Origin of the sequence: Burkholderia sp. MSMB1498 (genome assembly GCF_001526245.1) — a bacterium.
GTDB lineage: Bacteria > Pseudomonadota > Gammaproteobacteria > Burkholderiales > Burkholderiaceae > Burkholderia > Burkholderia savannae.
In genome coordinates, this window is record NZ_LOYJ01000059.1 from 1 (window position 1) to 23,500 (window position 23,500).

Consider the following 23,500-nt stretch of genomic DNA (forward strand, 5'->3'; position numbering starts at 1 on the left):
CACGCCCGTCACGCCCGTCACGCCCGTCACGCCCGTCACGCCCGTCACGCCCGTCACGCCCGTCACGCCCGTCACGCCCGTCACGCCCGTCACGCCCGTCACGCCCGTCACGCCCGTCACGCCCGTCACGCCCGTCACGCGCTCGCGTCGCCGTCGGCGGCCGGAAACGGCAGCGTGTAGTGCCGCTTGCCCGTCGCGGCGAAGATCGCGTTCGCGACGGCCGGGCCGATCGGCGCGACGCCCGGCTCGCCGACGCCCGTCGGCGCCTCGCCCGACGGCACGATGTGCACCTCGACCTTCGGCATCTCCGAGATCCGCAGCACGCGGTAGCCGTCGAAGTTGTTCTGCTCGACCTTGCCGTCCTTCAGCGTGATCGCGCTGTGCAGCACCGCGCCGAGCCCGAAGCCGATGCCGCCTTCCATCTGCGCGGCGACGATGTCCGGATTGATCGCGGTTCCGCAGTCGACCGCGCAGACAACGCGCTCGACCTTCACGCCGCCGTGCTCGTCGACCGACACCTCCGCAACCTGCGCGACATAGCTCTTGAACGCCTCGGCGACCGCGATGCCGCGCCCGCGGCCTTTCGGCAGCGACTTCGCCGGGTCCCAGCCGGCCTTCTCGGCGGCGAGCTCGAGCACGGCCTTCAGGCGCGGCTCGTGCGCGAGCAGGTCGCGGCGGAACAGGTACGGGTCCTTGCCCGCCGCGTGCGCGGCCTCGTCGATGAACGCCTCCACCGCGTACGCGGTGTGCGAGCTGCCGACGACGCGCCACCACAGCACCGGCACGGCGGACTTCGTCGTCGTCAGCTCGACCGACACGTTCGGCACCGCGTACGGCAGGTTCGCCGCGCCCTCGACCGACGTCTGGTCGATCCCGTTCTTCACCATCACCGGCTCGAACGGCGTGCCGGCGAGGATCGACTGGCCGACGATCCGGTGCCGCCACGCGACGAGCTTGCCGTCCTTCGTGAGCCCCGCGTCGAGCTTGTGGAAGTACATCGGCCGGTAGAGGCCGCCGTGGATGTCGTCCTCGCGCGTCCATTGCAGCTTGACGGGGGTGCCGTTCGCGCCGAGCGCCTTCGCGATCGACACGGCCTCGACGACGTAGTCCGACCACGCGTTCGCGCGCCGGCCGAAGCTGCCGCCCGCGTACAGCGTGTGGATCTGCACCTTCGACGGATCGAGGCCGGCGGCGCGCGCGGCGTTGCCCTGGTCGATGGTCTGGAACTGGTCGCCCGCCCAGATCTCGCAACTGTCGGCCGTCAGCTTGACGACCGCGTCGAGCGGCTCCATCGGCGCGTGCGCGAGGTACGGGAATTCGTACGACGCGGACAGCCGCTTCGCCGCGCCGGCGAGCGCGTGCTCGGCGTCGCCGTCGCGGCGCGCGGGCGCGCCCGCGCGTTCGGCGAGCCGGCGGTACTCGCGCATCATCGCATCGGAGCTGCGCTTTTCCGCATTCGAATCGTCCCATTCGATCTTCAGCGCGTCGCGGCCCTGCTTCGCGGCCCAGAAGCCCTTCGCGACGACCGCGACGCCGCGCTCCACCTGAACGACCGACACGACGCCCGGCACCGCCTTCGCGGCCGTCGCGTCGAACGACTTCGCCTTCGCGCCGAACAGGGGCGGGCGCTGCAACAGCGCGACGAGCATGCCGGGCATCGCCACGTCGATCGTGAACTGCGCGGTGCCGTCGGATTTCGCAAGCGCGTCGACGCGCGGCACCGGTCGGCCGATCAGGCGGAACTCGCGCGGCGATTTCAGCGCGGCCTTCTCGGGCACGGGCAGCGCGGCCGCGGCCGTCGCGAGCGAGCCGTAGGTGGCCTCGCGGCCGCTGCCCGCGTGGCGCACGTAGCCGTCGCGGGTCGTCAGCTCGGCGGCGGGCACGTTCCATTGCGCGGCGGCCGCCGACACGAGCATCGCGCGCGCCTTCGCGCCCGCTTCGCGCAGCTGCATCCACGAATTCGCCATCGCCGAGCTGCCGCCCGTGCCCTGCAGCTTGCCGAACTGCAGGTTCGCGTAGCGCGTCGCGTCGGCGGGCGCGCTTTCGACGCGCACGTCGCGCCAGTTCGCGTCGAGCTCTTCGGCGACGATCGTCGCGATGCCGGTGTATGCGCCCTGGCCCATCTCGACGTGCTTCGCGATCACGGTCACGCTGTTGTCGGGCGCGACGCGCAGGAACGCGTTCGGCGCGAACGCGCCCGCGGCGGCTGCGCCCGAGGCAGGCGCGGCGGCGAGCGCCGGGCGGCTCGCGTCGAGCCATTCGAAGCCGATCGTGAGGCCGACGGCCGCGGCGGCGCCCGCGGCCTTCAGGAACGTGCGGCGGGACGCGCGGGCCGCGTCCGGGAGATCGAGGTCGGTGGTCATCGCTCAGGCCTTCAGGGTGGCGGCCGCTTCGTGGATCGCGGCGCGGATGCGGGTGTAGGTCGCGCAACGGCAGATGTTGCCGTTCATCGCGGCGTCGATGTCGGCGTCGGTGGGCGCCGCGTTCTGTTCGAGGAGCGCCGTCGCCGACATGATCTGGCCGGACTGGCAGTAGCCGCATTGCGGCACCTGCAGCTTGACCCACGCGGCCTGGACGGCCTTCGCGGGCTTGCTCGCGAGCCCCTCGATCGTCGTCACGCGCTTGCCGGCGACGGCCGCGAGCGGCAGCACGCACGAGCGCACCGCCTGGCCTTCGAGATGCACGGTGCACGCGCCGCATTGCGCGGCGCCGCAGCCGAACTTCGTGCCGTGCAGGCCCGCGTTCTCGCGGATCGCCCAGAGGAGCGGCATCGCGGGATCGGCGTCCAGCGTCAGATTCTTGCCGTTCAGCACAAACGAGGTAGACATGGACAATCTCCGTGGGGAAAACCCCGGACTTGGCGCCGGGTGATAGCGGGCAGTGTGAGGGACGGACCGCCGCTGCGTTCACACAATCCTGCAAAAATATTGAACAATCCTGCAAATCCCCTGGCGGGCGCGCGGCGGTGGCGTCGGCCGCACGCGCCTGCTACGATCACGACGACCGACGCTCGTTCATTGACGATGGAACAGCGCTACACCCCATTCGAACCCGCCGCGCACGCGGCGCCCCCCCGATCCGATGCGCGGCCGCCGCCGCTCGCGCCGCTCGCGCCGCGCGAGGCCGCGCGCCGCGAGCTCGCCGCGCTGATCGACCGCTTCGCGCCCGCCGACGGCGCGTATCCGAGCGCGATTCCCGCGCTGTCGTTCTTCCGCTGCTCGTCGCCCGTCGATCTCGGCTGCAGCGTCACGCGCGCCGCGTTCGTGTTCGCCGCGCAGGGCGCGAAGCGGGTGACGGTCGCGGATCAGGCGTACGAATACGATCATCAGCACTGCCTCGTCACGTCGGTCGATTTGCCGATGCTCTCGCAGGTCACGCGCGCGTCGGCCGACGCGCCGTATCTGTGCGTGAAGATCGCGCTCGATTTGCAGCGGATCGCCGAGCTCGCGGCCGAGATGCGCACGCCGCCGCCGGACGCGGTGCCGACGGGCGAGGGGATCGTCGTCGGCGAGCTGTCCGAGCCGCTCTTCGACGCCGCGCTGCGGCTCGTGCGATTGCTCGATACTCCAGACGACATTCCGATTCTCGCGCCGCTGATCGAAAAGGAACTGCTGTACCGGCTGCTGACGAGCGGGCAGGGCGCGCGGCTGCGGCACATCGCGGTCGCGGGCAGCCAGACATACCGGATCGCGCGCGCGATCGAATGGATTCGGCACCACTACGCGGAGCCGCTCAGCATCGATGCGCTCGCGCAGCAGGTGAACATGAGCGTGTCGTCGCTGCATCATCACTTCAAGTACGTGACGACGCTGAGCCCGCTTCAGTATCAGAAGCAACTTCGGCTGCACGAGGCGCGCCGCTTGTTGATCGGCCAGCACGGTGACGTCGGCTCGATCGCGCTCAGGGTCGGGTACGACAGCCCGTCGCAATTCAGCCGCGAATACAGCCGCCTGTTCGGCGCGCCGCCGTTGCGCGACGTCGTGCAGTTGAGACGCCGCAACGGGATCGGCGTGCAGGAATGAACGGCGCGCGGCGAGCCGCGCATCCGTTGCAAAGCGAGACGCCGGTCTCGATTCGCAGGGTTCGGCGCGCGGCGAGGGATGCGCGTCTCATGCGCTTGGCGGTGCCGTTCGCGCGCGCGAGCGCGAACGATACGGCAATGCGAACATGAATATGAAAATGAAAACGAATCCGGACACCGAAACGGCCGTCGACGTCGTGCACGCGTTCTGGCGCTTGATGGGCACGAACGACTTTCATGCGGTCGCGGCCGTGCTCGCCGACGACTTCGTGCTCGAATGGCCGCAATCGAACGAGCGCATACGCGGCGCCCGAAACTTCGCGCTGCTGAACAGCGAGTATCCGGCGCATGGCCGGTGGACGTTTACGATCGGTCGCGTGATAGGCGGCGCGCACGAGGCCGCGTCGGACGTATCGGTCACCGACGGCGTTCAGCGCGCGCGGGCGATTTCGTTCTTCACGGTGGTGCATCGAAAGATCGCGCGCATCGTCGAGTTCTGGCCCGAGCCGTACGACGCGCCATACGACCGCTCGCATCTGGTCGAGCGGATCGAGTAAGCGCGGCGGTATGAAGGCGGCGCTCGACGCGGCGGATTGCATTCGCCGCGCCGTGGCCGTGCGTTCGCGCGTTGCGTGCGCGAACATCATCATGCGCGACGCGCACGCAAGCTCGAGCATCGCGCATCGTCGAAAATCAATCGGGCGCTTTGCGGCGACCAGTTCGACGCGCGCGTCGCGCGGCGACATGCCGCACTCGCACGGCGCGCGCGAACGGCGGTCACGCGAACCGTCGAATCGCGAACCGTCGAACCGTCAGCACAAAGCGGCGTTCGCCCGTTGAGCGAACGCCGCTGTCGATGCAATGCGTGGTGGTGGTGTGGAAGGTCTGCTGCCGACCGACGTATCCGATCCGAAAATCGATTGCATCGGCCTATCATGTGCGCGGCGCCCGGTGCAGGGCCGGACGCGCGCGCGCTCAGCGCACGATCGTGAATCCCTGATGCTCGGGTTGGATCGATGCCGAGTCGACCGCTTGCAGGCGCCACGCGCCTTGCGGATTCTTGCCGCCGAGGACCGCGTCGCCGTGCTCTTCGTCTTCGGACGAAGGCTGTACGTTCGAGAACGACAGCCCTTGCAGCCGGCACAGCGCTTCGCCGCTGTCGGCCGAGCACAGCGCAACCGCGCCTTCGACGTCCTTCACCTTGCCCCACGCCGGCAGATCGATGCCTTGATGCGCTTCACGCGACCACAGTTGCTCGTCGGTGTCGAGCCACAGGACCGCGAATTGCTGCGCAGAGGAATCGCTGCCATTGATTCGAATGGTGAGGCGCATGCTTCGTCTCCTTTCGAAGGTTAGCCGGTGAGCTTTCTCAGTCTAGGTGGATTGACGCGGAACGCAAGCGGCGTTGCGAAAAGATTGATGCGGGTCGCATCGCCCGGCACTGGGCAACGCGCGCGAATCATCAATGCATAGCGTGCCGTGTGCGGACTCTTCTGCGCAATCGGGTGTTTTCATGAGCGATGCTTGCATACGCGCGTCACATTGATCCGATTGCTACGCGCTGTTGCGTCGCGCAAGCGCTTCGCGCGGATGTGTCGCGCAGGTGTGTCGCGAAGGTGTGTCGATTTGCCGCCCGCATTCGATTGCACGCACCGCCAATGCAGCGCGCGCGATGCACATTTTCCGGCGCGCGGAATAACGATTCCCGAATCGATCGGTTGGTCGCGACAGGCCCCATTGATAGATTGGTCCCTTGTTCTTCAACGGAGACAAGCATGTCCGCGATCTATGAGACGGCCGTCCAACCCGCGCGCGGCGAGCCCGCGCGAGACGCGCATCTAATCGCGAGCGACGCCGAGGCGATCGACGTCGCGCGCACGCTCGCCGAGCGGCTCGCGCAAGGCGCCGCCGAGCGCGATCGCGAGCGCCGGCTGCCCTATGAAGAAATCGACTGGTTCTCGCAATCGGGCCTGTGGGCGATCACGGTGCCGAAGGCGCACGGCGGCGCGGGCGTGTCGCACGTGACGTTGACCGAGGCCGTGAAGATCGTCGCGGCCGCGGACCCGTCGCTCGGCCAATTGCCGCAGAATCACTTCGGCCTCGTCGACGTGATCGCGCTCACGGGCACCGACGAGCAGAAGCGCTTTTTCTTCGGCGAGATCCTGAAGGGCAAGCGATTCGGCAACGGCTTCTCGGAGAAGGGCACGAAGAACGTGCTCGATCTGAAGACGAGAGTGATTCGCGACGGCGACGGCTATCGCGTCGACGGCACGAAGTTCTATTCGACGGGCGCGCTGTTCGCGCATTACGTGCCGGTGCTCGGGATCGACGAAGAGCGCAAGGGCTGGCTCGCGTACATTCCGAAGGGCACGCCGGGGCTCTCGGTGGTCGACGACTGGTCGGGCTTCGGCCAGCGCACGACCGCGAGCGGCACGGTGCGGCTCGAGAACGTGCGCGTCGCCGCATCGCACGTGTTCCCCGCGCATCGCGTGTCGGATGCGCCGACGCTGAACGGCCCGCTGTCGCAGATCATCCAGGCGGCGATCGATGCGGGCATCGCGCACGCGGCGCTCGACGATACGCTGCGCTTCGTGCGCGAACGCTCGCGCCCGTGGATCGACAGCGGCGTCGAGCGCGCGGCCGACGATCCGTTGACGATTCGCGAGACGGGGCGCCTCGTGATCCAGTTGCACGCAGCCGATGCGCTGCTCGAACGCGCGGCGCGCACGCTCGACGAGATCGCCGCGCAGCGCGACATTTCGGAGGACGACGTGGCGCGCGCATCGGTCGCGGTCGGCGAGGCGAAGGTGCTGACGACCGAGATCGCGTTGCTCGCGAGCGAGAAGCTGTTCGAGCTCGCCGGCACGCAGGCGACGCTCGCCGAGCACGGCCTCGATCGCCACTGGCGCAACGCGCGCACGCACACGCTGCACGATCCGGTGCGCTGGAAGTATCACCTCGTCGGCAATTACTATCTGAACGGCGTCGCGCCCGCGCGCCACGCGTGGAATTGAGCCGATGAACGCGTTCACGCAGCCGGCCGCCGCGCGCGCGGCGCGGCGGATTTCGAACGACGCCGAGGCGCTCGAAGTGGCCCGCGCGTTCGCGGCGACGATCGCGCCGGACGCCGCCGCGCGCGATCGCGAGCGCCGCCTGCCGTACGCGGAGCTCGACGCGTATTCGGCGACGGGCCTCTGGGGCATCGCGGTGCCGCGCGAATTCGGCGGCGCGGCGGTATCGGCCGCGACGCTCGCGGAAGTGACCGCGATCGTGTCGGAGGGCGACCCCGCGATCGGCCAGATTCCGCAGAATCATTTCTTCATGCTCGAAGTCTTGCGCGTGAACGGCACGCGCGATCAGCAGCGCTTCTACTTCGATCGCGCGCTCGCGGGCGAGCGCTTCGGCAACGCGCTGTCCGAGCGCGGCACGAAGCACGTGCGCGATTACCGGACGACGATCACGCCCGACGGCGCGGGCTTCCGGCTCAACGGCCGCAAGTTCTATTCGACGGGCGCGCTGTTCGCGCACTGGGTCCCGGTCGTCGCGAAGGACGCGAACGAGCGGCTGCACGTCGCGTTCACGCCGGCGCACGCGCCGGGCCTCGCCGTCGAAGACGACTGGAACGGCTTCGGCCAGCGCACGACGGGCAGCGGCACGACGCGGCTCGACAACGTGTATGTCGACGCATCGGCCGTCGTGCCGTACAGCGACGCGTTCGACGCGAAGCCGACGCCCGTCGGCCCGCTCGGCCAGTTGCTGCACGCGGCCGTCGATCTCGGCATCGCGCGCGCCGCGTTCGCCGACGCGCGCCGCTTCGTGCGCGAGCGCGCGCGGCCGTGGATCGACAGCGGCGTCGCGCGCGCGAGCGACGATCCGCTCACGCTCGAGATCTTCGGCAAGCTCGCGCTCGATCTCGACGCGGCGGGCGCGCTGACCGAGCGCGCGGGCTTGCGCGTCGACGCGGCGATCGACGACGCGAACGAGCGCACGGTTGCGTCCGCATCGATCGCGGTCGCGAAGGCGCGCGCGGCGACGACCGAGATCGCGCTCGCCGCATCGTCGCGCCTGCTCGAACTCGCGGGCACGCAAGGCGCGCTCGCCGAGCACGCGCTCGATCGTCACTGGCGCAACGCGCGCACGCACACGCTGCACGATCCGGTGCGCTGGAAATACATCGCGATCGCCGACTACTACCTGAACGACACGCTGCCGCCGCGCCACGGCGCACTGTGACGCGCGCCGCGCATCGCGCGCAACGCAGGCGGCAACACGCATCGACTGAATCGAGAGACCGCTTCACCATGACCCGACAGATCCGCTTCAACGCCTTCGACATGAACTGCGTCGGCCATCAGTCGCCCGGGCTCTGGGCGCATCCGCGCGACGAGTCGTGGCGCTATCGCGAGCTGAGCTACTGGACCGAGCTTGCGCAACTGCTCGAACGCGGCAAGTTCGACGGCCTCTTCATTGCCGACGTGCTCGGCATCTACGACGTCTATCGGAGCAGCGGCGAAGCGGCGATCCGGCAAGGCGCGCAGGTGCCCGTCAACGATCCGATCCTGCTCGTGTCCGCGATGGCGGCCGCGACGCGGCATCTCGGCTTCGGCGTCACGTGCTCGCTGTCGTACGAGCATCCGTATCCGTTCGCGCGACGCATGTCGACGCTCGATCATCTGACGGGCGGGCGCGTCGGCTGGAACGTCGTCACGTCGTATCTCGACAGCGCCGCGCGCAACCTCGGGCTGCCGCAGCAGACGAACCACGACGAGCGCTACGCGATCGCCGACGAGTATCTCGAGGTCTGCTACAAGCTGTGGGAAGGCTCGTGGGAGGACGACGCCGTCGTGCGCGACGCCGCGCGCCACGTGTTCGCCGAGCCGTCGAAGGTGCATCCGATCGGCCATCACGGCCGTTACTACGACGTGCCCGGCATCCATCTGTGCGAGCCGTCGCCGCAGCGCACGCCGGTGCTCTATCAAGCGGGCGCGTCGAAGCGCGGCAAGGACTTCGCCGCGCAGCACGCGGAATGCATCTTCGTCGCCGCGCCGTCGCGCACGATCCTGAAGGCGTTCGTCGCGGACATCCGCGAGCGCGTGAAAAAGTTCGGCCGCGATCCGCACGACGTGCTGATCTTCAACCTGCATACGGTGATCACGGGCCGCACGTCGGCCGACGCGCACGCGAAGCACGCCGACTATCGCCGCTACGCGAGCGACGAAGGCGCGCTCGCGCTGATGTCCGGCTGGACCGGAATCGATCTGTCGAACTACGGGCTCGACGAGCCGCTCGAGCACGTCGAGAGCAACGCGATTCAGTCGGCCGTCGAGGCGCTGTCGAGCGCCGATCCGACGCGCAAGTGGACCGTGCGCGAGATCGCCCGCTGGGGCGGCATCGGCGGGCTCGGGCCGGTGTCGGTCGGCGACGCGCGCGAGATCGCCGACGATCTGCAATCGTGGGTCGACGAGACCGACGTAGACGGCTTCAACCTCGCGTACGCGGTAACGCCGGAGACGTTCGTCGATGTCGTCGAGCTTGTGGTGCCGGAGCTGCAGCGGCGCGGCGTCTATCAGACCGACTACGCGCCGGGCACGCTGCGCGAGAAGCTGCATCGCGCGGGGCCGAGGCTGGCCGCGCCGCATCCGGCCGCGCGATATCGCGTTGGCCACGAGCATGCGGCGGCGGAGCGCATCGCGGCGGAAGAGTGAAGGAGGGCGGCGTGTCGGCGCGACTCGGCGGCGAACGCGGGCCTCGGCCACGACGCTGGCGATGGATGATTCGACGGGCTGCCGCAACGGCGCGAATCGCACTGCGCGATCGCGGCATCGCGTGATGCGGTGCGCGACGATTCGGACGATGACGCGAGCGGGAATGCGCGCGGCCGGATCGCCGCGGCGAATCAAATGCGTGACGAATCGCCGATGAATCGCCGATCGGATTGCTGACCACGTTGCCGATTGAGTTGCTGATCGAGCTGCAAACCGCGCGCGCGATCGAATGACGAATCGTGCGGCAAACCGCATGGCGATTCAAACGATGAATCGAACAACGAACTTAACGACGATTCGAACAACGAAGCAGGGCCGCCACGCGGAAGCGATGCGTCTCGACGGAGCGGCGCGCATCGTGCCGATGAATCGTTTGTCGCCTCGTTTTTCGCTTCGTCAGTTGCTTCGCCAGCGGCTTCTTCATTCGCCGTTGCACCGACGCGTCCGGCGCTTACCCCACCCGCGATTCGACGCTTCCACCGCCTCCCCCCGCCAACCAGGCGTCAGGCCGCCGTTGCCCGCGCCTTCTGGTCGCGAGGCGGCGATTCGAGTGCCGGCAGCGTGATCGCGAAGCGCGCGCCGCCGATCGGCGCGCCGTCGAGCCGCACGTTGCCGCCGTGCGCGAACGCGACGCGCCGCACGATCGTGAGCCCCAGGCCGAAGCCGCCCGTTTGCCGGTCGCGGCTCGAATCGAGCCGATGGAACGGCTCGAACACGCGGTCGCGATCGGCGGCCGGAATGCCGGGACCGTCGTCGTCGACCGTCAGCACGAGCGCGCCCGCGTCGCCGAGCGACGCATGCAGCGAGATCGTCGTCGCTGCGTAGCGCATGCCGTTGCGGATCAGGTTCAAGAGCGCGCGCGCGACGAGCTTCGGATCGCACACGTGGCAAGCGGGCGCGCCGCGCATCGATACGTCGAGCGTGAGCCGGCGGTCGGCGATGTCGTTCGCGACGCTCGCGGCGACGCTGTCGATCAGCTCCGAAACCGTCACCTGCATCAACGCGAGATGCCGCTCGCCCTGTTCGAGCCGGCCGATCGTCAGCAGCTCGGTGACGAGCTCGTCGAGTTCGCGCACGTCGCGACGTAGCGCTTCCTGCCGCTCGTGCATGCGCTCGGCCACGTCCGGCGACGCGAGCAGCGCGAGGCCGAATTCGAGCCGCGCGAGCGGTGTCTTCAGTTCGTGCGAGATCCCGTGCATCATCTCGCGCTGTTGCTGGATCGATGCTTCGATCCGCTTCGCCATGTCGTTGAACTGCTGCGACAGTTCGTAGATGTTCGACTTGCGCGACACCTGCGCGCGCGTCGACAGCCGGCCGCTGCCGAACGCGCGCGCGGCCGCCTCGAGCTTGCGCAGGTCGCGCCAGTGATAGTGAATCCACAGCGCGACGGCGAGCAGCGTCGCGAGCGCGACCGTCAGATAGGCGTAGATCTGGATGTCGAGGCTCGTCGGCTCGTCCGGGCGCGCGTGCAGAACGGTGCCGTCGACGAGCGGCATGAAATAGTCCCTGCCGTCGTAGCTGATCGCGATCTCGCCGCGATCGAGGTCGCGCTGCTGCCCGGCGCTCAGCATCTTGCGGGCCGCGTCCATCGAGATGAACTCGAAGCCTTCGTTGCCGCGCTTCGCGAGCTCGCGCAGCGCCTGACGCCGCTCGGGGCCCGGATGGCGCTCGAGATAGTCGTTCAGCACGAACGCGTAGGTGGCGAGCGTCTCGCGCGCCGCGCTCGAAATTCGCTCGTAGAAGAAGCGGTTGAACGATGTGTTGATGAAGACGATCGCCGCTGCGCCGCAGACGACCACGACGAGATACAGCCTGACGAGCGAGCGCAGCATTCAGTCATCCCAGGCAGACGGGCTGAACAGATAGCCGCGGCCCCAGATCGTCTTGATCTTGTGCGGCTCGGACGACGCGTCCTCGAACCGGCGTCGCAGCTTCGAGATGCCCGAATCGACGGAGCGGTCGAGGCCGTCGAACTCGATGCCGCGCAACTGCTTCAGGATGTCGTCGCGGCTCAGCACGGTGCCCGCCGCGCGCGCGAGAATCAGCAGCAGGTTGAATTCGGCCGTCTTCAGATCGACGGGCTCGCCGCGCCACGTGACCGTGCGGTTCGGCGGCGAGATCGTCAGCTCGCCGAACACGAGCGCCTCGCTCGCCGGCGAGTCGACGGGCGCGCCGGCAGGCTGCGCGCGGCGCAGCAACGCGCGAGCGCGCGCGACGAGCACGCGCGGCTCGATCGGCTTCGTCACGTAGTCGTCCGCGCCCGTCTCGAGGCCCGCCACCTGATCGTAGACGTCCGAGCGCGCGGTCAGGATCAGCACCGGCACGTTCGAGAACGCGCGGATTCGGCGGCACACTTCCATGCCGTCGAGATGCGGCAGCATCAGGTCGAGAATCACGAGCGCGGGCTGATGCTCGCGCACGGCCCCGACGGCGAGGTCGCCGCGCCGGACCACCGTCACCGAGAATTCGTAGCTGTCGAGATACTCGCGGATCAGCTGCGCGAGGCGGTCGTCGTCTTCGATCAGCAGCACGCGGTATTTGAGCGGCACTTCGTTCATGGTCTCCTCGGCGTGGTTCTGCGCGCGTGAGCGCCGGCAGCGCACGCGCATTCTAGCCGCGCGCGCCGCACGCCGGGGGCGGCTGCAACAATCGCCGACAATCGGACACAAATCCGCACATATTCCTGAAACATTCGGGACAGAATCGTCGTGCGCACGAACCTAGACTGCGGACTCCTTGACTCTCGCCCGTCACCGTGCGCCCGCCCATTCACTCACTTCGGTATTGCGTGCCGTTCGCCGGCTTCATGTCGATTGCGGCCGCGCATGCGGAAAACGTCTACACGCTGTCGATCGGCGGCGGCTTCGTGCCGCGCTACGCGGGCAGCAATCAGTATCACGGCGTGGTCGCGCCGTCGTTTTCCGCTGAGTTCGACAACGGCATCTTCATCGGTCCGCTCGACGGCATCGGTTACAAGCTGAAGCTGCCGGGCGACGCGTTCGTCGCGGCCGCGCTCACGTACGACCCGGGCCGCTCGGACGAAAACCGCTTCGACCTGCCGGGCTCGAACTACCTGAAGGGGATGGGCCGCGTACCGGGCTCGGTGCTCGTCGCGGTGCAGGCGGGCGTGAAGCTCTACGGCGGCAGCGTGCTGAGCGTGACCGTGGACACGCCCGTCACGCACACGTCGCGCGGCGTGTCCGGGCACGTCGATCTCGCGGTGCCGGTATTGAGCGCCGGGCGTCACGAAGTCGTCGTGACGGGCTCCGTGCATGCGGGCTCGGGCCGCTACACGCAGACGTTCTACGGCGTCACCGGCGCGCAGGCGGCGGCGACCCGCTTCGCGCCGTATTCGACGAAGGGCGGCATCGACAGCGCGTCGATGTCGGTCGCATGGACGTACGCGTTCTCGAGGCACTGGTCGGCGGACACGACGCTCGGCGTCACGCGTCTCATCGGCCGCTACGGGGGCAGCCCGATCGTGCAGCAGAAGACCAATTATTTCGGAGTGTCTTCGCTGACCTATCGTTTCTGATTTTGAAGAAGGAGGTGGCCATCGTGCTGATCTGGAAAACCGCGCTTTCGCTGACCTGGCGAGCGGGCCTCGTGTCGCCCGCGAGCGTGCCCGCCGCCGCCGCGCACGTCGGCCGGATCGTGCTCACCGGAGCGACCGGCTTCATCGGCGGCGCGGTGCTCGTGTCGCTCGTCAACGCCGGGCTGCTCGATCGCGTCGTGTGCGTCGTGCGCGCGTGCGACCGCGCGCATGCGCTCGCTCGGCTGCGCGAGGCGGCGCTCAAGAGCGGGCTCGCGCCGTACTGGGCCGAGCGGCTCACCGAGGCGAACGTGATCGCGGGCGAACTCGACGGCGCGTTCGCCGACGTCGACGCCGCGCGTCTTTCGTCGGCGTCGCACGTGATTCACTGCGCGGGCGTTGCGTCGCTCGCCGACGCGAGCGTCGTCAACGAGACGAACGTCGATGCGACGCTGCGTTTCGCGCGCCGCTTCGCGGGCAGCCGGCGGCTGCAGCGCTTCGTGCACGTCGGCGCGGCGTTCGCGTGCGGGATCAAGGCGCGCGGCACGATCCGCGAGGACGACGCGCCCAAGCGCGGCCGCGAGGTCGATTTCGCGCCGTACACGCGCGGCAAGCGCGACGCGGAAGCGCAGTTGCGCGCGCTCGGCCTGCCGCTCGTGATCGTGCGGCCGTCGTGCGTCGTCGGCCATACGCTGCTCGGCACGCAGCCTTCGGCGAGCACGTTCTGGATGTTCCGGATCGTTCACGCGGCGCGCCGCTTCACCGCGCGGCCGATGGCGCGCATCGACGTGATTGCCGTCGACGATTGCGCGCGCGCGCTGATGCTGCTCGCGCTGAAGCCGTCGCTCAAGTACGACACGTACCACGTGTCGGCGGGCGACGAAGCGCCGAGCGTCACGCAGATCGTGCGCGCGATGGACGAGGCCGTGGGGCTCGACGGCGAGCCGCGCTATGCGCTCTGCTCGTGTGCCGAGTTTACGGCGATCGCGCGCGACGTGCTCGGCCGCCGCGACGCGCCGCGCGAGCGCGTGATCCGGCGCGCGTTGCAGTCTTACGCCGCGTTCGCCGAGCTCGACCACGTGTTCGACAACTCGCGCGTGCGCGACGAGATCGATTTCGAACCGCTGCCGTTCGTCGATTACGTGAACGAATGCATGCGCACGTCGCGCGGCGTCGACGTGCTCGCGCAGATGCCGAGGACGGCGGCGCGCTGAGCGTGCGCGCGGCGGCCGCGCGTCACGAGCCGCCGACTTCGATCAGCTTGTCGAGCGCCGCGTACACTTCGCCGAGCGCATCCGCGCCGAAGCGTTGCTCGATGAGCCTGTACTGCTCGTCGATGCGCGGGCTGATCTGCGCGACAAGCTGACGACTTTGCGGCGTCAGGCTGACGATCAGCCTGCGCTGATCCTCCTGGGCGCGCGTGCGGCGAATCAGGCCGTCGCGCTCCATCCTCTCCAGCACGCCCGTGAGGCTCGGGCTCAGGATGCAGCAGCGCTTCGCGATCTGCCCGGCTTCGAGCTCACGAGACGGTTCGCCGTCCAGCACGCGAATGATCCGCCATTGCTGCTCCGTCAGCGCAAATTCCTTCAGGATCGGCCGGAACCGGCCCATCAACGTTTCGCGGGCCTCGAGCAGCAGCATGGCCAGATTGCGGTGATCGAACGTACGATTCATGAGGTTCCTGGAAGAGCAGTTGATCCACTCATCTTAGCAGGGCGAAAATCGTCGGTGACCGCCTTATCACGGCTATCAGGGTTATCGCGGTTGTTCTTTTCGCGTGCTGTAGTTAATATGTTAAGTAATTGACCCGGCCGCGCGACGCGGCGGAGGATGAAACGCATGGAGCTGTCCCTTGTCGTCGACGGCGCGCCGGCCGAAACGGTGCGCATCGGCACGGTATACGGCGCGCTGCTCAACGATCGCGGCGCGCTCGCGGCGCTTGGCGACGCGGTGCATGCGCCGCCGTACAACAAGCCGCCGCAGGCGCCCGTGCTTTACGTGAAGCCCGCGAACACGCATGCGGGCGACGGCGCGGCCGTCGTCGTGCCGGCGGGCGTCGACGCGCTCGAAATCGGTGCGACGCTCGGCGTCGTGTTCGCGCGCCGCACGACTCGCGTATCGGTCGAACAGGCGTTTGATTTCGTTAAAGGTTTTACGCTCGCGAGCGACGTGTCGATTCCGCACCCCGATTATTATCGGCCGGCGGTGCGCTTCAAGTGCCGCGACGGCTTTTGCCCGCTCGGGCCGGCGATCGTTGCGCGCGCAAGTATCGCCGACGTGGACGCGCTCGCGGTGACGGTGCGCGTCGACGGCGAGCGGCGCTACGAGGCGAGCACCGCGAACCTGATCCGCTCCGTCGCGCGGTTGATCGCCGACGTGTCCGCGTTCATGTCGTTCGACGCGGGCGACGTGCTGCTCGTCGGCGTCGGCCCGAACGCGCCGCGCGCGGCGGCCGGCAGCGCGATCGAGATCGACGCGCCGGGCATCGGCACGCTGCGTCACACGTTGATTGCGGAGGGCGCGCGATGAAGACCGCACGCGTAGTGTTCAACGGCGCGCTTCACGCGGCCGAGCCGCTGGACGAAGGGCTTTTGCGGCTCGATACCGGGCGCGTGCTCGCCGAGACGGATGTCTCGTGGCTGCCGCCCGTCGCGCCGCGCACGACGTTCGCGCTCGGCCTGAACTACGCCGATCACGCGAAGGAGCTCGCGTTCAAGGCGCCGACCGAGCCGCTCATCTTCCTGAAGGGGCCGAACACGTTCGTCGGCCACCGCGCGCGGACGGTGCGGCCCGCGGACGCGACGCACATGCATTACGAGTGCGAGCTCGCGGTCGTGATCGGCCGCGAGGCGCGCCGCGTGACGCGCGCGCGCGCGCTGGACTACGTGCTCGGCTACACGATCGGCAACGATTACGCGATCCGCGACTATCTGGAGAATTATTACCGACCGAACCTGCGCGTGAAGAACCGCGACACGTGCACGCCGCTCGGGCCGTGGCTCGTGAGCCGCGACGAGATCGGCGATCCGGGGAGTCTCGCGCTTCGCACGACGGTCAACGGCATCGAAACGCAGCGCGGCAACACGCGCGACATGATCTTCGACGTCGCGTCGCTGATCGAATACATCAGCGGATTCATGACGCTCTCGCCCGGCGACCTGATCCTGACCGGCACGCCCGAGGGGCTCGCCGACACGAAGCCGGGCGACGAAGTGATCACCGAGATCGAGGGCCTCGGACGGCTCGTCAACACGATCGTCGGCGAAGCGGATTACTATCGCGCCGGCTGACGCCGCCGCACAAGGAGAGACGCATGAGCATCAAGCACTGGATCGGCGGCCGGGAAGTCGGCAGCCGGGAGACGTTCACGACGTTCAACCCGGCGACGGGCGAGCCGATCGCCGAGGTCGCGTCGGGCGGCGCGGAGGAAATCGACGCGGCGGTGCGCGCCGCGAAGGACGCGTTTCCGAAATGGGCGAACACGCCGGCGAAGGAGCGCGCGAAGCTGATGCGCAAGCTCGGCGAGCTGATCGAGCGCAACGTGCCCGCGCTCGCCGAGCTGGAGACGCAGGACACCGGCCTGCCGATCTCGCAGACGAAGAAGCAGCTGATCCCGCGCGCGTCGGAGAATTTCCACTTCTTCGCCGAAGTGTGCACGCAGATGAACGGGCGCAGCTATCCGGTCGACGACCAGATGCTGAACTACACGCTGTATCAGCCGGTGGGCGTGTGCGCGCTCGTGTCGCCGTGGAACGTGCCGTTCATGACCGCGACGTGGAAGACCGCGCCGTGCCTCGCGCTCGGCAACACCGCGGTGCTGAAGATGTCGGAGCTTTCGCCGCTCACGGCCGACCAGCTCGGCCGCCTCGCGCTCGAGGCGGGCATTCCGGCCGGCGTGCTGAACGTCGTGCAGGGCTACGGCGCGACGGCGGGCGACGCGCTCGTCCGGCATCCGGACGTGCGCGCCGTGTCGTTTACGGGCGGCACGTTGACGGGCAAGCGGATCATGGAGCGCGCGGGCCTGAAGAAGTATTCGATGGAGCTCGGCGGCAAGTCGCCCGTGCTGATTTTCGACGACGCCGATTTCGACCGCGCGCTCGACGCGTCGCTCTTCACGATCTTCTCGATCAACGGCGAGCGTTGCACGGCGGGCTCGCGGATCTTCGTGCAGAGGACGATCTACGACAGGTTCGTCGCCGAGTTCGCGCGCCGCGCGAACAACCTGATCGTCGGCGATCCGGCCGACGAGCGCACGCAGGTGGGCTCGATGATCACGCGCGCGCACTGGGAAAAGGTGACGGGCTACATCCGGCTCGGCGCCGACGAGGGCGCGCGGCTCGTCGCGGGCGGCCCGGACAAGCCGGCGAACCTGCCCGCGCATCTTGCGAACGGCAACTTCGTGCGGCCGACCGTGTTCGCCGACGTCGACAACCGGATGCGCATCGCGCAGGAAGAGATCTTCGGGCCGGTCGCGTGCCTGATTCCGTTCGACGGCGAGGAGGACGGGCTGCGTCTCGCGAACGACACGTCGTACGGCCTCGCGTCGTACCTGTGGACGCAGGACGTCGGCCGCGTGCACCGGCTCGCGCGCGGCATCGAGGCGGGCATGGTGTTCGTCAACAGCCAGAACGTGCGCGACCTGCGCCAGCCGTTCGGCGGCGTGAAGGAATCGGGCACCGGCCGCGAGGGCGGCGAATACAGCTTCGAGGTGTTCGCCGAGATCAAGAACGTGTGCATCTCGATGGGCAGCCATCACATTCCCCGCTGGGGCGTGTGACGCCCGCCGACAACGAATGATACGCCGCGCGCGGGCTCTGTTTGCCGGCGACGCGGCAGGAGACTCACGATGGGAAAGCTGTCACTCGCCGCGAAGATCACGCACGTGCCGTCGATGTATCTGTCCGAGCTGCCGGGCAGGCATCACGGCTGCCGTGCGGAGGCGATCCGCGGCCATCAGGCGATCGGCGAGCGCTGCCGCGCGCTCGGCGTCGACACGATCGTCGTCGCCGACACGCACTGGCTCGTCAACGCCGGCTATCACGTGAACTGCAACGGGCATTTCGCGGGCGTCTACACGAGCAACGAGCTGCCGCATTTCATCCGCGACATGCGCTACGAGTATCCGGGCAATCCGGCGCTCGGCCATCTGATCGCGGCGGCCGCGAACGAGCGCGGGATCGGCACGCGCGCGCACGAGATCGACAGTCTCGAGCTCGAGTACGGCACGCTCGTGCCGATGCGCTACATGAACGCCGATCAGCATTTCAAGGTCGTGTCGATCGCCGGCTGGTGCATGTGGCACGCGCTCGACGAGAGCCGGCGCTTCGGCGAGGCGCTCAGGCACGCGATCGAAGCGAGCGATTCGAACGTGGCGTTCTTCGCGAGCGGCTCGCTGTCGCACCGTTTCAACGACAACGGCAGCCCCGAGGAGGCGATCCACATGATCAGCCGCGAGTTCTTCCGGCAGGTGGACCTGCGCGTTGTCGAGCTGTGGAAGCAGGGCGATTTCGCGACCTTCTGCAAGATGCTGCCCGAGTACAACGAGCACTGCTTCGGCGAAGGCGGCATGCACGATACCGCGATGCTGCTCGGCCTGCTCGGCTGGGACCGCTACGACAAGCCGGTCGAGATCGTGACCGACTACTTCGCGAGCTCGGGCACCGGGCAGATCAACGCGATCTTCCCGCTGCCTTGAGCGGCGCGACGATTCGCTTCGGATGCCGACGCAATTCTGAAGAACACGGAGAGCCGACATGCCTCACATCATCGTCGAATACACCGCGAACATTCGCGACGACGCGCGGATTCCCGTGCTGCTCAAGACGATCAACGAGACGCTGATCGCGCAGGGCGGTGTGTTTCCGACGGGCGGCATCCGCTCGCGCGCGATCGAGCTGCAGGACTACTGCGTCGCCGACGGCACCGCCGACGACGCGTTCGTGCACGTGACGCTGAAGATCGGCTCGGGCCGCGACGACGCGACGAAGAAGGCCGCATGCGACGCGCTGTTCGACGCGATCAAGGCGCATTTCGCCGCGCTCTACGAACGGCGCTATCTCGCGCTGTCGATGGAGCTGACCGAGTTCAGCGAGACGGGCTCGTACAAGCACAACAATATCCACGCACGCTACAAGCGCGGCGCGTGACCCCAACCCCGACAACGAAGACCATGCTAGATTCCGCCACCATCCAGCTGCTCGCGCGCCGGCTGCACGCCGCCGAGCGCGAGCGCAAGCAGATCCGCCAGATCTCGCTCGACTACCCGGAGATCACGATCGACGACGCGTATGCGATCCAGCGCACGTGGGTCGCCATGAAGCTTGCCGAAGGGCGCGTGCTGAAGGGGCACAAGATCGGCCTCACGTCGAAGGCGATGCAGTATTCGTCGCAGATCGACGAGCCCGATTTCGGCGCGCTTCTCGACGACATGTTCTTCGAGGACGGCGCGACGATTCCGGCGCACCGCTTCATCGTGCCGCGCGTCGAGGTCGAGCTCGCGTTCGTGCTCGGCAAGCCGCTGCAAGGGCCGCACTGCTCGGTGTTCGACGTCTACGACGCGGTCGACTACGTCGTGCCCGCGCTCGAGATCATCGACGCGCGCAGCCAGTCGATCGATCCGGACACGAAGCGCCCGCGCAAGGTGTTCGACACGATCGCCGACAACGCGGCGAACGCGGGCGTCGTGCTCGGCGGGCGGCCCGTGCGGCCGATGGACGTCGATCTGCGCTGGGTCGCGGCGATCATGTCGCGCAACGGCGTCGTCGAGGAAACGGGCGTCGCGGCGGGCGTGCTGAATCACCCCGCGAACGGCGTCGCGTGGCTCGCGAACCGGCTCGCGCGCTTCGACGTGTCGCTCGACGCGGGCGAGATCATCCTCGGCGGATCGTTCACGCGGCCGTGCGCGGCGAAGAGCGGCGACACGTTCAACGTCGATTACGGCCCGCTCGGCGCGATCCATTGCCATTTCGAATGACGGACGACGATGCTCATTCCTGACAACACGTTCAAGGCCGCGCTCGCGCGCGGCGAGGCGCAAATCGGGCTGTGGCTCGGGCTCGCGAATGCCTACGCCGCGGAGGTCGTCGCGGGCGCGGGCTTCGACTGGCTGCTGATCGACGGCGAGCACGCGCCGAACACGGTGCCGACGATCCTCGCGCAATTGCAGGCGATCGCCGCGTATCCTTCGCATCCCGTCGTGCGCGTGCCGTGGAACGACGCGGTGGTCGTCAAGCAGGTGCTCGATCTCGGCGCGCAGACGCTGCTCGTGCCGATGGTGCAGAGCGCGGGCGAGGCGCGCGCGGCCGTCGCGGCGACCCGCTATCCGCCGCACGGCGTTCGCGGCGTCGGCAGCGCGCTCGCGCGCGCGTCGCGCTGGAACCGCGTCGACGATTACGTGCGGCAGGCGAACGAGCGGATCGCGGTGCTCGTGCAGGTCGAGACGCGCGCGGGGCTCGACGCGATCGACGCGATCGCGCGCGTGGACGGCGTCGACGGCGTGTTCATCGGGCCCGCCGATCTCGCGGCCGATCTCGGGCATCTCGGCGATCCCGCGCATCCGGACGTGCAGGCGGCGATCGATCGCGCGATCGCCGCGATCGCCGCGGCGGGCAAGGCGGCGGGCATCCTGAGCGCGGACGAGCGCGCGGCGCGGCGCTATCTCGAGGCCGGCGCGACGTTTGTCGCGGTCGGCGTCGACACCACGCTGCTCGCGCGCGGCGCGCAGCAGCTCGCCGCGCGGTTCAAGTCGCCGGCAGGCGGCGCGGTTCGCGCGGGCGACGGCACTTACTGATTTCGGCTTGCGCCGGCATTGATCGGCGGCGCGTCGCCGCGCCGCCCGCCGGGCTTCGCGTTCACATACTGCCCGGGCGTCGTGCCGAGCGTGCGGCGGAACATGTCGATGAACGCGCTCACGTTGTCGTAGCCGAGGTCGAGCGCGACCGTCGTCACCGTCACGCCGTCCGCGAGCCGTTCGAGCGCGCGCAGCAGGCGCGCCTGCTGACGCCATTGCGCGAACGTCAATCCTGTCTCGGACACGAAGCGGCGGCTCAGCGTGCGCGGCGCCATGCCGGCCCACGCGGCCCATTCGTCGACGCGGCGGTTGTCCGCGAGATCGCCGGCGAGCGCGTCGGTGATCCGCACGAGCCGCGGATCGCGCGGGCGCGGCAGTCCGAGCGATCCCGTTTTCGCCGCCGCGATCTCGTCGAGCATCACGTCCGCAATCCGCGCGCGCGCGCCGTCGAGCTCGCCGCCGCGCCAGCTCGCCGCGCGGCGTACGGCTTCGCGCAGCAGCGGCGACGTGACGATCGCGCGCGGCGCGTCCGGCAGCGTCGCGCACCGGTGCTCCGCGATGAAGACGCTCCAGCCGGAGAACGGCCCGAACGAGCGCAGCGAGTGCACGCGATGCGGCGGAATCCAGATCGCGTGGATCGCGGGCACGACCCAGTCCTCGTCGTCGAGCCCGATCGACACGAGCCCGCTCGACGTGCCGACGAGTTGTCCGCGCGCGTGGCTGTGGCGCGCGGTGGTGCGCGCGCCGTGCTGCGTCAATTCGACAGCGGCGACGAACGGGCCGTCGGACGACGTGACGAGTTCGATGGGAAGAATGGGATCGAGCATGGCCTGAATACCGTATCGAATGGCCTTTATACCGGAGACCGGTCGCGCGCGCACGTCTACACTGCGTTCACTTCCATTCGATTCGGCGCGCCGCGCCTGGCGGTGCGAGCCGAATCGGTTCCCCACGTACACGTCGAGCGATGCGAGGCGTCCAGCGTCGCGAGCCGCGCCCCCGCCACGGCCGCGGTTCTCGCGAACGCGCGCGCGCCGGCTGATTGCGGCGCGATTCGGGGTGACTCGGGGCGATTCGCCTCGACGCGCAACGACGCGGCGGGGCGCAAGCGCAGCGGGCGCGCTGCCGATGCTGCCGTTGCCGATGCTGCCGATGTCGACGCCGACGCCGATGCCGATGCCGATGCCGATGCGTCGGCCGCGGCACGCGCGATCGACTCGTTCGACGGTCCCGACATTCACGACGCGCGGCGATCGAGCGATCCCGCTGCGACCCAATGATCAAGGAGCCTTCATGAAAGCTGCTGTCGTCCTGGGCGCGGGCCAGCGCCCGGCCTACGCCGAATTCGATTCGCCGGGCGCGTCGCCCGGCCATCGCGCGATCGACGTGACCGCTTCCGCGTTGAGCCGGCTCGCGCAGGCGCGCGCGTCGGGCGCGCATTACTCGTCGACGGGCCGTTTCCCGTTCGTGGCGGGCGTCGACGGCGCCGGGCGTCTCGACGACGGCCGGCGCGTCTACTTCTTCGGCCCGCAGGCGCCGTTCGGCGCGATGGCCGAGCGTACGCTCGTGCCCGAAGCGAACTGCATCCCGCTGCCCGATTCGCTCGACGACGTCACGGCGGCCGCGATCGCGCTGCCGGGCATGTCGTCGTGGGCGGCGCTCACCGAGCGCGCGCGGCTCGCGGCAGGCGAGACGGTGCTCGTCAACGGCGCGACCGGCACGTCGGGGCGGCTCGCCGTCCGGATCGCGAAGCACCTCGGCGCCGCGAAAGTGATCGCGACCGGGCGCAATGCGAACGTGCTCGATGCGCTGAAGTCCGCGGGCGCCGATGTCACGATCTCGCTCGCGCAGGACGACGGGCAGGTGGCGCGCGCGTTCGAGACGCATTTCCGCGCGGGCGTGGACGTCGTGCTCGATTATCTGTGGGGCGCGAGCGCGCGGGCCGCGCTGATGGCCGCGGCGAACGCGTCGCCCGAGGCTCGCCCGGTGCGCTTCGTGCAAATCGGCACGATCGGCGGCGCCGACGTGCTGCTGCCGGGCGCGGTGCTGCGCGCCACGGCGATCACGCTGATGGGCAGCGGCCTCGGCAGCCTTTCGCTGCCGCGCCTGCTGGATGCCGCGCGGGCGGTGTTCGAGGCGGCGCGTGCGGCCGGGCTGCGGATCGACACCGAAACCGTGCCGCTCGCCGACGTCGGCGCGTATTGGGACGACACGAGCAGCCTGGTTCGTCCGGTGTTCACGATGGGCGCGTCCCGGTGACGGGCGCGCGGCCGCGACGATATGCGGCGCGCGCCTCCCGACGCCTCCCGACACCGCCCGACACCGCCCGACACCGCCCGACACCGCCCGGTCGCCGGGTACCGTCCGGTGCCGTCCCGCGCCTCCCGTGCCGT

The 23,500-nt window shown here is 69.0% G+C and carries 24 protein-coding genes; 17 read left to right on the forward strand and 7 right to left on the reverse strand.

Annotated features, from left to right (window positions below):
* Positions 1–134: 134 nt before the first annotated feature.
* Both WS91_RS10960 and WS91_RS10965 read right to left on the reverse strand, forming a co-directional pair.
* Positions 135–2,363 carry a xanthine dehydrogenase family protein molybdopterin-binding subunit gene (locus WS91_RS10960; RefSeq protein ID WP_059670271.1) on the reverse strand — a complete coding sequence of 743 codons (2,229 nt, stop codon included), beginning with the start codon at positions 2,361–2,363 and terminating at the stop codon, positions 135–137.
* A 3-nt stretch (positions 2,364–2,366) separates the two neighbouring features.
* Positions 2,367–2,828 (reverse strand): (2Fe-2S)-binding protein, encoded by a 462-nt coding sequence (locus tag WS91_RS10965; protein ID WP_038752415.1) that lies wholly within the window; start codon positions 2,826–2,828, stop codon positions 2,367–2,369.
* Positions 2,829–3,023: 195 nt separating this feature from the next.
* On the opposite strand from WS91_RS10965, the gene WS91_RS10970 reads away from it, so the two are divergent.
* The 3 genes from WS91_RS10970 (at position 3,024) to WS91_RS10980 (ending at position 4,861) form a co-directional block, all read left to right on the forward strand.
* Positions 3,024–4,022, forward strand: coding sequence for an AraC family transcriptional regulator (locus WS91_RS10970; RefSeq protein WP_059670272.1), 999 nt, complete (start codon positions 3,024–3,026; stop codon positions 4,020–4,022).
* A 157-nt stretch (positions 4,023–4,179) separates the two neighbouring features.
* The gene (locus WS91_RS10975; RefSeq protein ID WP_059642022.1) at positions 4,180–4,578 is read left to right on the forward strand and encodes a nuclear transport factor 2 family protein; all 399 of its coding nucleotides are present in this window, start codon (positions 4,180–4,182) and stop codon (positions 4,576–4,578) included.
* Positions 4,579–4,669: 91 nt separating this feature from the next.
* Positions 4,670–4,861 (forward strand): hypothetical protein, encoded by a 192-nt coding sequence (locus tag WS91_RS10980; protein ID WP_156432355.1) that lies wholly within the window; start codon positions 4,670–4,672, stop codon positions 4,859–4,861.
* Positions 4,862–4,996: 135 nt separating this feature from the next.
* Here WS91_RS10980 and WS91_RS10985 read toward each other — a convergent pair whose 3' ends face one another.
* Entirely contained in the window at positions 4,997–5,353 is a 357-nt protein-coding gene (locus WS91_RS10985) for a DUF3564 domain-containing protein (RefSeq protein WP_038752406.1), read from the reverse strand.
* 443 nt (positions 5,354–5,796) lie between these two features.
* On the opposite strand from WS91_RS10985, the gene WS91_RS10990 reads away from it, so the two are divergent.
* The 3 genes from WS91_RS10990 to WS91_RS11000 all read left to right on the forward strand — a co-directional run bounded on the left by WS91_RS10990 (position 5,797) and on the right by WS91_RS11000 (position 9,726).
* A complete protein-coding gene (locus WS91_RS10990) occupies positions 5,797–7,035 on the forward strand; it encodes an SfnB family sulfur acquisition oxidoreductase (protein WP_059670274.1) in 1,239 nt (412 codons plus the stop codon).
* Positions 7,036–7,039: 4 nt separating this feature from the next.
* The gene (locus WS91_RS10995; protein ID WP_059670275.1) at positions 7,040–8,254 is read left to right on the forward strand and encodes an SfnB family sulfur acquisition oxidoreductase; all 1,215 of its coding nucleotides are present in this window, start codon (positions 7,040–7,042) and stop codon (positions 8,252–8,254) included.
* 68 nt (positions 8,255–8,322) lie between these two features.
* On the forward strand, positions 8,323–9,726 hold the full coding sequence (locus tag WS91_RS11000; RefSeq protein ID WP_038752398.1) for an LLM class flavin-dependent oxidoreductase: 1,404 nt from the start codon (positions 8,323–8,325) through the stop codon (positions 9,724–9,726).
* 563 nt (positions 9,727–10,289) lie between these two features.
* On the opposite strand, the gene WS91_RS11005 is transcribed toward WS91_RS11000, so the two are convergent.
* Positions 10,290–11,618 (reverse strand): ATP-binding protein, encoded by a 1,329-nt coding sequence (locus WS91_RS11005; protein WP_059670276.1) that lies wholly within the window; start codon positions 11,616–11,618, stop codon positions 10,290–10,292.
* Positions 11,619–12,344 (reverse strand): two-component system response regulator BprR, encoded by a 726-nt coding sequence (gene bprR, locus WS91_RS11010; protein WP_038752686.1) that lies wholly within the window; start codon positions 12,342–12,344, stop codon positions 11,619–11,621. It lies immediately after the preceding gene.
* A gap of 230 nt (positions 12,345–12,574) precedes the next feature.
* On the opposite strand from bprR, the gene WS91_RS11015 reads away from it, so the two are divergent.
* On the forward strand, positions 12,575–13,321 hold the full coding sequence (locus WS91_RS11015) for a MipA/OmpV family protein (RefSeq protein WP_059578669.1): 747 nt from the start codon (positions 12,575–12,577) through the stop codon (positions 13,319–13,321).
* Positions 13,322–13,344: 23 nt separating this feature from the next.
* Positions 13,345–14,532 carry an SDR family oxidoreductase gene (locus tag WS91_RS11020; protein ID WP_038752684.1) on the forward strand — a complete coding sequence of 396 codons (1,188 nt, stop codon included), beginning with the start codon at positions 13,345–13,347 and terminating at the stop codon, positions 14,530–14,532.
* Between the two features lie 22 nt (positions 14,533–14,554).
* Here the strand turns inward: WS91_RS11020 and hpaR are convergent, their stop codons facing one another.
* A complete protein-coding gene (hpaR, locus tag WS91_RS11025) occupies positions 14,555–14,992 on the reverse strand; it encodes a homoprotocatechuate degradation operon regulator HpaR (protein ID WP_038752389.1) in 438 nt (145 codons plus the stop codon).
* A gap of 165 nt (positions 14,993–15,157) precedes the next feature.
* On the opposite strand from hpaR, the gene WS91_RS11030 reads away from it, so the two are divergent.
* The 7 genes from WS91_RS11030 to hpaI all read left to right on the forward strand — a co-directional run bounded on the left by WS91_RS11030 (position 15,158) and on the right by hpaI (position 21,107).
* Positions 15,158–15,847 carry a fumarylacetoacetate hydrolase family protein gene (locus tag WS91_RS11030; RefSeq protein ID WP_059670277.1) on the forward strand — a complete coding sequence of 230 codons (690 nt, stop codon included), beginning with the start codon at positions 15,158–15,160 and terminating at the stop codon, positions 15,845–15,847.
* Entirely contained in the window at positions 15,844–16,608 is a 765-nt protein-coding gene (locus WS91_RS11035; protein WP_059578658.1) for a fumarylacetoacetate hydrolase family protein, read from the forward strand. Before WS91_RS11030 ends, WS91_RS11035 begins: the two co-directional genes overlap by 4 nt.
* 23 nt (positions 16,609–16,631) lie before the next feature.
* Positions 16,632–18,095, forward strand: a complete 1,464-nt coding sequence (gene hpaE / locus WS91_RS11040) for a 5-carboxymethyl-2-hydroxymuconate semialdehyde dehydrogenase (RefSeq protein ID WP_059670278.1) — start codon at positions 16,632–16,634, stop codon at positions 18,093–18,095.
* 69 nt (positions 18,096–18,164) lie between these two features.
* Positions 18,165–19,013: a 3,4-dihydroxyphenylacetate 2,3-dioxygenase gene (gene hpaD, locus WS91_RS11045; protein ID WP_038752379.1), complete on the forward strand. Its 849-nt coding sequence runs from the start codon at positions 18,165–18,167 to the stop codon at positions 19,011–19,013.
* A gap of 58 nt (positions 19,014–19,071) precedes the next feature.
* Complete coding sequence (locus WS91_RS11050; protein ID WP_059578650.1) at positions 19,072–19,464, forward strand: 5-carboxymethyl-2-hydroxymuconate Delta-isomerase; 393 nt, start codon at positions 19,072–19,074, stop codon at positions 19,462–19,464.
* A gap of 23 nt (positions 19,465–19,487) precedes the next feature.
* Positions 19,488–20,291: a 2-oxo-hept-4-ene-1,7-dioate hydratase gene (gene hpaH / locus WS91_RS11055; protein ID WP_059670279.1), complete on the forward strand. Its 804-nt coding sequence runs from the start codon at positions 19,488–19,490 to the stop codon at positions 20,289–20,291.
* A gap of 9 nt (positions 20,292–20,300) precedes the next feature.
* The gene (gene hpaI / locus WS91_RS11060) at positions 20,301–21,107 is read left to right on the forward strand and encodes a 4-hydroxy-2-oxoheptanedioate aldolase (RefSeq protein ID WP_038752371.1); all 807 of its coding nucleotides are present in this window, start codon (positions 20,301–20,303) and stop codon (positions 21,105–21,107) included.
* On the opposite strand, the gene WS91_RS11065 is transcribed toward hpaI, so the two are convergent.
* Positions 21,101–21,934, reverse strand: coding sequence for an AraC family transcriptional regulator (locus WS91_RS11065; RefSeq protein ID WP_038752368.1), 834 nt, complete (start codon positions 21,932–21,934; stop codon positions 21,101–21,103). The two genes, hpaI and WS91_RS11065, sit on opposite strands and share 7 nt — an antisense overlap.
* On the opposite strand from WS91_RS11065, the gene WS91_RS11070 reads away from it, so the two are divergent.
* Together WS91_RS11070 and WS91_RS11075 are read left to right on the forward strand one after the other, a co-directional pair.
* Positions 21,854–22,387 (forward strand): hypothetical protein, encoded by a 534-nt coding sequence (locus WS91_RS11070; protein WP_197422235.1) that lies wholly within the window; start codon positions 21,854–21,856, stop codon positions 22,385–22,387. The two genes, WS91_RS11065 and WS91_RS11070, sit on opposite strands and share 81 nt — an antisense overlap.
* Before the next feature lie 13 nt (positions 22,388–22,400).
* On the forward strand, positions 22,401–23,366 hold the full coding sequence (locus tag WS91_RS11075; protein ID WP_059578640.1) for a quinone oxidoreductase family protein: 966 nt from the start codon (positions 22,401–22,403) through the stop codon (positions 23,364–23,366).
* Positions 23,367–23,500 lie beyond the last annotated feature (134 nt).

Coding starts and splice junctions, on each gene's coding strand:
- hpaR (WP_038752389.1), bottom strand. CDS start 14,992: ATGAATCGTACGTTCGATCACCGCAATCTGGCCATGCTGCTGCTCGAG.
- WS91_RS10990 (WP_059670274.1), top strand. CDS start 5,797: ATGTCCGCGATCTATGAGACGGCCGTCCAACCCGCGCGCGGCGAGCCC.
- bprR (WP_038752686.1), bottom strand. CDS start 12,344: ATGAACGAAGTGCCGCTCAAATACCGCGTGCTGCTGATCGAAGACGAC.
- WS91_RS11030 (WP_059670277.1), top strand. CDS start 15,158: ATGGAGCTGTCCCTTGTCGTCGACGGCGCGCCGGCCGAAACGGTGCGC.
- WS91_RS10960 (WP_059670271.1), bottom strand. CDS start 2,363: ATGACCACCGACCTCGATCTCCCGGACGCGGCCCGCGCGTCCCGCCGC.
- WS91_RS11005 (WP_059670276.1), bottom strand. CDS start 11,618: ATGCTGCGCTCGCTCGTCAGGCTGTATCTCGTCGTGGTCGTCTGCGGC.
- hpaE (WP_059670278.1), top strand. CDS start 16,632: ATGAGCATCAAGCACTGGATCGGCGGCCGGGAAGTCGGCAGCCGGGAG.
- WS91_RS10970 (WP_059670272.1), top strand. CDS start 3,024: ATGGAACAGCGCTACACCCCATTCGAACCCGCCGCGCACGCGGCGCCC.
- hpaH (WP_059670279.1), top strand. CDS start 19,488: ATGCTAGATTCCGCCACCATCCAGCTGCTCGCGCGCCGGCTGCACGCC.
- WS91_RS10985 (WP_038752406.1), bottom strand. CDS start 5,353: ATGCGCCTCACCATTCGAATCAATGGCAGCGATTCCTCTGCGCAGCAA.
- WS91_RS11065 (WP_038752368.1), bottom strand. CDS start 21,934: ATGCTCGATCCCATTCTTCCCATCGAACTCGTCACGTCGTCCGACGGC.
- WS91_RS10980 (WP_156432355.1), top strand. CDS start 4,670: ATGCGCGACGCGCACGCAAGCTCGAGCATCGCGCATCGTCGAAAATCA.
- WS91_RS11000 (WP_038752398.1), top strand. CDS start 8,323: ATGACCCGACAGATCCGCTTCAACGCCTTCGACATGAACTGCGTCGGC.
- WS91_RS10995 (WP_059670275.1), top strand. CDS start 7,040: ATGAACGCGTTCACGCAGCCGGCCGCCGCGCGCGCGGCGCGGCGGATT.
- WS91_RS10965 (WP_038752415.1), bottom strand. CDS start 2,828: ATGTCTACCTCGTTTGTGCTGAACGGCAAGAATCTGACGCTGGACGCC.
- WS91_RS10975 (WP_059642022.1), top strand. CDS start 4,180: ATGAAAACGAATCCGGACACCGAAACGGCCGTCGACGTCGTGCACGCG.
- hpaD (WP_038752379.1), top strand. CDS start 18,165: ATGGGAAAGCTGTCACTCGCCGCGAAGATCACGCACGTGCCGTCGATG.
- WS91_RS11075 (WP_059578640.1), top strand. CDS start 22,401: ATGAAAGCTGCTGTCGTCCTGGGCGCGGGCCAGCGCCCGGCCTACGCC.
- WS91_RS11035 (WP_059578658.1), top strand. CDS start 15,844: ATGAAGACCGCACGCGTAGTGTTCAACGGCGCGCTTCACGCGGCCGAG.
- hpaI (WP_038752371.1), top strand. CDS start 20,301: ATGCTCATTCCTGACAACACGTTCAAGGCCGCGCTCGCGCGCGGCGAG.
- WS91_RS11050 (WP_059578650.1), top strand. CDS start 19,072: ATGCCTCACATCATCGTCGAATACACCGCGAACATTCGCGACGACGCG.